This window comes from Mycobacterium sp. NPDC003449, assembly GCF_053588415.1.
On the sequence record NZ_JBSFPX010000264.1, the window covers coordinates 1 to 7719 of the forward strand.

The 7719-nt window shown below is 66.5% G+C and carries 5 protein-coding genes; 4 read left to right on the forward strand and 1 reads right to left on the reverse strand.

Annotation, left to right across the window (positions count from 1 at the left end):
* Positions 1 to 32 precede the first annotated feature (32 nt).
* Entirely contained in the window at positions 33 to 1349 is a 1317-nt protein-coding gene (locus tag ACWDTP_RS35765; RefSeq protein WP_450027955.1) for an ATP-binding protein, read from the reverse strand.
* A 529-nt stretch (positions 1350 to 1878) separates the two neighbouring features.
* On the opposite strand from ACWDTP_RS35765, the gene ACWDTP_RS35770 reads away from it, so the two are divergent.
* From ACWDTP_RS35770 to ACWDTP_RS35785, 4 genes are all read left to right on the forward strand, one after another.
* On the forward strand, positions 1879 to 2925 hold the full coding sequence (locus ACWDTP_RS35770) for a LysR family transcriptional regulator (protein ID WP_450027956.1): 1047 nt from the start codon (positions 1879 to 1881) through the stop codon (positions 2923 to 2925).
* Positions 2926 to 3140: 215 nt separating this feature from the next.
* Complete coding sequence (locus ACWDTP_RS35775) at positions 3141 to 4160, forward strand: class I SAM-dependent methyltransferase (protein WP_450027957.1); 1020 nt, start codon at positions 3141 to 3143, stop codon at positions 4158 to 4160.
* Positions 4161 to 4275: 115 nt separating this feature from the next.
* The gene (locus ACWDTP_RS35780) at positions 4276 to 5250 is read left to right on the forward strand and encodes a methyltransferase (protein WP_450027958.1); all 975 of its coding nucleotides are present in this window, start codon (positions 4276 to 4278) and stop codon (positions 5248 to 5250) included.
* A 201-nt stretch (positions 5251 to 5451) separates the two neighbouring features.
* Positions 5452 to 7719: ATP-binding protein (locus ACWDTP_RS35785; protein WP_450027959.1), on the forward strand; the 2268-nt coding region annotated here is incomplete at its 3' end.

The window sequence follows — 7719 nt, forward strand, 5'->3', positions numbered from 1 at the left end:
TGCGAGGCGCTGTACTACCGTCACCACAGAACTCAGCAGATCGCCGAGTTCTCAAACCAGTAGCCGAGGGTGAAGCGTGTGTCGCCGGGGACAGACGTGACGCCGACGGTGCCGCCATGACGCGTGACCACGATGCGCCAAGCGACGGTCAGGCCCAGCCCCGCGCCCTCTCCGACGGGCTTGGTCGTGAAGAACGGGTCGAACACCCGATCTCGGATGGCCGGGTCGATACCGGGTCCGGTGTCGCCGATCTCGATGAGCACCGTGTCGGCCAGCCTGGTGCGCAGGATCAGAGTGCGTCCTACGGCGGGCCCGCGGCGCATCGCCTCGATGGCGTTTACGATGACATGGGTCAGGGCCTGCGTGAGTTCCCCTGGGTAACAGGGGACTCCGGGCAGCGCCGGATCGTAGTCGCGTACCACCGCGATATCCTCACCCAACGAGGGCGCGAGCACGTCGAGGGTGGAGTCGATCAGGCGTCGTAGGTCCACGATGTCGAAATCCGACCCGTCCAGGTGGGCGTAATGCTTACTGGCATCGACAAGTTCCGAAATACGTTCACTCGCCTCGGTGATGTCGCCGATCAGCGCTTCCGCATCGAGGACGTCGGCGAGCCAGGCGAATGCCTCGGCCGGCGAATCGGGGCAGTCCGCGCCGTCGAGCCGGTCCAGCACGGTCTGCAGATCCGCGACCTCGACTCCGGCGCCGGCCAGTACGGGCGCAATGTCCCAGCCCTCGGCGACGTCGTGCGCGTCGAGCCAGTCGGCCACCTCGTCCTCAGCCCTGGCGGTTTGTAGCGCCGATCGCCGAGAGTGCACTCGACGGTGTCCGCCCCCTTCAACCCGCTGGGTCAGTGCCATCCGGGTCGAGTCCAGGGCCGCGTGTGCGGCCGCCGACAGGGCCGCCGGTCCGGTCAGCCGCCGAAAGCGCTCGCGCAGGTCGGCGGCCGCGCGGACAGTGGCCGCGACGGGGTTGTTCAAGCCGTGCGCCAAGCCGGCCGCGATCGTGCCCGCAGCCTGCACGCGATTCTGGTGATCGATCGCGCTGTGCATGTCCTCGTGGTCGCTCCACACCCCCTGTAGCAGGTGCATCACGATGGGGAATTCGCCGCGAATGAAGTTCCAGAAGACATCGGCGTCGAGGGTGAGCAGTCGACAGGGCGTCAGCGCGCGGACCGAGAAGGTGTAGGCCGTCGGCGGTGTGTCCAAGAACGACGCGACCGCACCGAAGAACGTTCCGCGGTGGGACGTGCGGTTGGTATCGATGTCACGCTGACCCGACCGTTTGGACACCGCGATCTCACCATCGAGCAGAACGTAGAACGCCGAAGCCTGTTGCCCTTCCTCCACGATCGAACCGGGTGTGACGGCGTCGATACGGCCGCGTGCGCAGACCTCCGCCAGCTGTTTCTCGTCGAGGCACTCGAAGAGGAACAGCGAACGGATCTCGTCGGTGCCACAGCGGTATCCGTCGGGATCGAATGCGGTGCTCAGTTCGGCCCCCTTCCTTCGCCGGCACGTGTCGAATCAGGGCGACGGGCAGGCACCGTCATCATAGCGGACCATATAGTTCATGTAATCCGCCTCGTGCGGCCCGGGGAGCCGGCCCGACCCGACGGTGGAACCTCAATGGGCTGCCTGACTTATCGTTGAACAGACGGTCAGCACACTCCGAGTCCGGCCGCAGGTTTCTCACAGAGTCATCCGGACGGGAAGGTCCATCAAGACGTGCCGTCGCGGCGCCCACGCCGTTCGTCATGGAGCAAATCACCCGGGTGAATCGACGACGAGGGTGAGGACAGATCACCCTGTTCTCGCCGAGGGTCGGCCCATGCCCACGTTACAGCGGACCCCAACGACGACTCGACTCGAGCCGGCGATGACCACGCAGAGCCTGTCCGAGGCCGACACGTACGGAGCGGACGCGCGGCCGCGCGCCCGCGGGTGGAGTTCATCCCCGTTGATGCTGGGGGCCGGCGAGCCCGACCGGGCGGCCGCGGTGGTGGATCGAATCAGCGCGGCCGGGCGCAGTCAGGCGTTTCTTGCCCCGGCGAGGCTCGAAGCATTCGTCGCGGTAGCCGAAGAGGGCACCTTCACCGCCGCCGCGCGCCGACTCGACGTCAGCCAGCCGGCCGTGTCACAGGCGGTCACCGCACTGGAACGCCAACTCGACGTTCAGCTGTTGGTGCGCGGCAGCGCAGGTGTCCAGACCACAAGAGCCGGCGTCACCTTGCTGGCAGAGGCACGCGCCATCCTCGTGCGCTACGACCGGATGGTGCGCACCGTTACCGCGGCCGCTGCGCCGGCCGACGCCGCCGGTGTCATCCAACTGGGCATTCCCGGCGAACTGGCCTCCGGCCTCCTTCGTGTGGTGGCCCGATTCGCCGTCGAGCACCCCGACACCCGCGTCATACCGTGTCACCTGCCGATGGCAGCACAACTGATCCGGCTGCGCCGCGGGGACCTCGACGTATCACTGATGCGCGAACTCCCCGCCGGAACCGAGTTCGACACCATGCTGGTCGCCGAGGAGAAGCTCGGCGTCCTGCTGGCCGGTGACCTCGCCGCTCGACTGTCGGGCCCCGACGGGATCCAGCTCAACGCCTTGACCGGGTTGCAGTGGATCGATTTCCCTCGCGCGGACAGCCCCGCCTGGTACGACGAACTGGCCGCCGGCCTGCGTAGCCACGGGATCGACACGGGTGATCACGCGGACTGCGACAATTTCCTCATCCCGTCGCTCAGGTTTACCGCGCTGAGCGCCGGTCAGGCATTTGCCTTCGCTTCCGAGGAGTGGGCTCACCTGATCCCGGACACGTTGCAGTGGCACCCGCTTGCGGGTTACCCGCTGGTGCGCCGCACCTGGGCGGTGTGGCCGGCCGAGTGCCGCAACCGCAACGTCGCCCACCTGATCGCGGCGTTCTAGGGGCCCCGCGGATATGCCACCGAGGAAACATCATGTCCCGCGGCGGATGGCGCAACGATTTCGGTGGCTTCCGGGGTCACCCTTTCGACGTATTGAGTGACTTCTCACACGGCGTAATCGATGTCGTCGCCCTGAGTAGCATTGGCGTCGTGACAGCGACAGATCAGCTTTCCGAGCCCGAAACTGCCGATGCCGCTGCGGAGTTCGGCCGTCACATGGTCGGTGTCGTGAACGACGCGGCCATCGCCCTGCTGCTCAGCATCGGTCATCAGACTGGCCTGTTCGACTCCATGGTCGCGAGCGGTCCCGCGACCAGTGTCGAAATCGCCGCTGACGCAGGGCTTGACGAACGCTATGTGCGGGAGTGGTTGGGTGGGATGGTGTGCGCGGCGGTCGTCGACTACGACGCGGCATCGCGCACCTACGTCGTGCCGTCACACCGCGCACCCGCGTTGACCCGAGCGGGTGGGTCAGCCAATGTCGCCAAGAAGGCGCAGTACATCGCGATGCTCGGCGAAGTCGAGCAACGTATTGTCGGCTGCTTCCGGAACGGGGGCGGGTTGCCCTACGACCAGTTTCCGCGTTTTCACGCACTGCATGCCGAAGAGAGTGGCGCACTGTTCGACGAGGCACTGATCGACAAGATTCTGCCGTTGGTCGATGGGCTGACCGGACGGCTGAAGGCGGGGATCGATGTCGCTGATTTCGGTTGCGGGAGTGGACGTGCCATCAACGTGATGGCACAGGCTTTCCCGGCGAGCCGATTCACCGGTTACGACTTCTCTGAGCAGGCGATGACGGTGGCCCGATCGGAAGCGCTCGAGCAAGGACTGTCCAACGCGCACTTCGAAACACGAGACCTGGCCGGACTGGACGTGTCGGAGGCATTCGACGCCATTGTGGTTTTCGATGCGATACACGATCAGGTACACCCGGACAAAGTGCTGACCAACATCCACCGCGCGCTGCGGCCCGGTGGCGACCTGCTCGTGGTCGACATCAAAGCTTCATCAGAGCTTGACCATAACCGCAACATCCCCTGGGCGTCGTGGCTGTACACGGTCTCGACGATGCACTGCATGACGGTGTCGTTATCTGCCGGTGGCGCCGGGCTGGGTACAGCATGGGGTCAGGAGCTGGCCACCTCGATGCTCGCCGACGCAGGATTCACCGATGTCGACATCGCCGAGCTCGACGACGATCCATTCAACAACTACTACATCGCGCACAAGTAGAGCGACAACTGTGCATATCGACCGCCTATTCGATGTAGGCCCGCACTCGACCATTGGAGACGCGTTGACTGAACCCGAATTAGCGGGCACACAGGAGTATTGGCGCATGATGAATATGGTCACCGGCTTCTGGGTCACCCAGATTGTCCGTGCCGCGGCCGCCTTCAACATCGCAGATCACCTCGCCGCGGGTATCGACACTCCGCAGGCGATAGCCGCGGCGGAATCCACCGAGGTAAACGCCACCCGGCGACTGATCCGCGCATGTGCGTCACTGGATCTGGTGAAGTCCCGGGACGGTGTGCACTTCACCGGGACGCCACTGCTGGGCACGCTGCGCGCGAACCACCCGAATTCACTGCGCGGCATGGCACTCGCGCAGGCCGCACCCGGGCATTGGCAGAGCTGGGGACGCTTTCCGGATGCCGTCCGTCACGGTGAGCCGCAGATCAAGGCCGCGCACGGACAGTTCGACACCATCTTCGATTACCTCGCCGGACATCTCGACGAGGCCACTCATTTCACCGAGGCCATGTCAAACCTGAGTGCCACCGCGGCGATCGACATCGCGGGCCTGATCGATACCCGGAATGTCGAGTTCGCGCTCGATATCGGCGGAGCGAACGGCGAAGTGATCCGAGCGATGATGCGTGCGAACCCGCACCTGCGCGGGGGCGTCTTCGATCTGCCCTACGTTCTGCCGGACGCCGAGGAAGCCGCTCGCAAAGACGGTCTGTCCGAACGCTTCACCGCGACGGGCGGCGATTTCTTCGAATCGGTACCTGCCTCCGATTTGTACGTTCTGAAATACATCTTGCACGACTGGGACGACACCGATTGCATCCGCATCTTGACCAATTGCCGCAATTCTCTCGGCAAAGGTGGGCGCATCGTCACGATCGACCACCTTGTCGGCGAATCGGGCATGCCGTTGTGGACAGCGCTGATGGATATGAGCATGTTGGTGATGGCCGACGGAAGGGAACGGGATATCGGCGAATTCGACGAACTCTTCGCGGCGGCCGGGCTTCGTCGCACCGCCGTCCACCGGACCGCGGTGTTCGGCGTCATCGAGACAGTGGCGATCTGAACCGTCGCCGCCAACCCCACGACAACACACCTGCGCAAACAGCCGCACGCGATCCCGATCAGCGCGGACGAACTCGCATACACTGCCTACCAGCAATAGTGTGGCGAGAACTGTGGATGACACGACCTGGAGGGCTTGCGCCCGCCCGCTTCCCCGCGGTGGGCGGTGGTCGGTGTGAGCGCCGCGCGGGAGCCGGGAGCGATGCGCCGACCGCCGATTCGCGGGCGGACAGCCGAGTTGACGGTGATCGGCGCGTCGATCACGGCGGTAACCCAGGGACGCGGAGGCGTTCTGGTGATCGAGGGCCCTCCCGGTATCGGCAAGAGCCGCTTGGTGACCGAGGCCCTGGATCGCGCGGAAAAGGCCGGCGTTCGGGCACTATTCGGGGAGGCGTTCGAGTACCAGCAGACGGTGCCGTTCTTCTCGCTCTTCATGGCGACCTTGCGCGCGGATCCTCCGGTCGGTGACGCGGAGGCGCTGCGGCGCCTTGGCACCTCGGCCGACCTCCGCTACTGGGTGGTGCATGATCTGCAGGCCGCGATACATGCCGCCGCGTCCCGGACGCCCGTGGCGATCCTGCTCGAGGACATCCATTGGGCCGACAACCCCACTCTGCTGGCACTGCGGTCCCTGACCGCGGCGCGGGCCGGCTCCCCTGTGCTCTGGGTGCTTACCGCGCGGTCCGGCGCAGGCGGACCGGCCGTGCACGAGACCCTGACCGCCCTGGAGCGCGACGGTGCCACGGTGCTGCGGATGACGGCGATGACGACGGGCGCGGTCGCCGACGTCGTCCGGGACACCGTGCGAGCCGAAGCGGACGCATCGCTGCTGGCCCTGGCCGACAAGGCGCACGGCAACCCGTTCCTGCTGACCGAACTGTTGCGAGGCCTGGACGAGGAGGGCCGACTCGATGTCGGCGGCGGGCACGCGGCCGCCAAGGGAGACGCGTTGCCGCGACGGCTCGGCGACAGCATGCAGCAACGACTCGACCAGCTCTCCAAAGCGGCCAGTCAAGTCGTGCAGGTGGCCTCGGTGCTGCCCGACCGGTTCTCCGCCCGACTGCTCGCCACCATGCTGGAACGCCGACCCACGGCCCTGGTGTCGGCGGTCGATGAGGCCGTCCGCGCCGACCTGTTCGTCGAAGACGGTGACCAGATGAGGTTCAGTCATGATCTGCTGCGCGAAGCGACGCGGCGGTCATTGCCCGAATCGCTGCGCCGGGCGATGGAGCGGCAGGCGGCAACCGTCATGCTGGACATGGGTGCGGCACCGGAGGAAGTCGCGACCCAACTGGCCCGCAGCGCCGAGGTGGGTGATCAGGCCGCGATCGCCGCACTCCGCCGGGCGGCACAGGCGGTGGCCAACAGCGATCCGAGTGCCGCCGCGGATTTGAGCAAGCGCGCGTTGGAACTCCAGTCTCCGCACGATGCGGGGCACGGGCCACTCGTGACCGAAACGATCGTGTTGCTGAACCGGGCCACCCGGTACGAAGAGGCGCACCGGTTGGCCAGCACCACGCTGTCCAGCGCGCTGGCGCCCGAAGAAGAGGCAGAGATCGTCCTCCGGCTGCGAACGGCGATCACCGACACGACGGCCCACCACATCGAAGAGAACCGCCGCGCACTTCAGTTGCCCGGCCTCAGCGACGTCACCCGGGCCCGGCATCTGGCGTGGCTGGCCTACAACCTGACGATGTACGGCCGGCAAGGACAGGACAGCGCGGCGGCCGACGAGGCGGCGGCCGCCGCAGCGGCTACGGGTGATCCCGAGGCCGGCATCCTGTCCGGATTGGCGGTCGCCTACATCGACTGCGCGAACGGGTACGCGGGCCGCGGGCTACGCCGCTGTCAGGAACTGCAAGCCCTGACCTCCCCGGCGGACACGACCACCCATAACCTCGCCGCATGCCATCTGGCAAACCTGCTCGCCGTCATGGGGCGGCTCGACGATGCTGCGGCGGTGGTCGCCAGCGGCACAGATATATCGCACCAGGAACGCAACCGCATGGCGCTTCACATCTGGGCGCTGTGGGCTGGAGTGGTGCACGTGGCCGCGGGCCGGCTGTCGGCCGCCCGCGAGGCCATCGAGCGGCTGCCGACGTCGGACCGCACCGTGTCGACCTTCGTCACCTCCATGCGGATATTCACCCTCGCAGAGGCAGCCGCGCGCACCGACGACCGAACACTGTTGCAGGAGGCGGTCGGTGCGGCGCGCGATGCGTACTCCACCGGCTCGCCCGCCATCCGTCGAGGAGCGGCGTGTGTGCTCGCGCTGGCGGCGTGGTACCGCGACGACGTCCATGAAGCGGTGCGCTGGATCAGCGGTGATATTCCGCTGATCATGACACCGATCGTGCCGACCTTCCTGGATCAGTTGGTCCTGGGTGCGCGGGTGGCCTCGGCCGCCGGCGACGCCGGCCTGCGCGCCCGGGTCCTGCAAGCCACCGAGGTACTCGAACGCGAACACCCC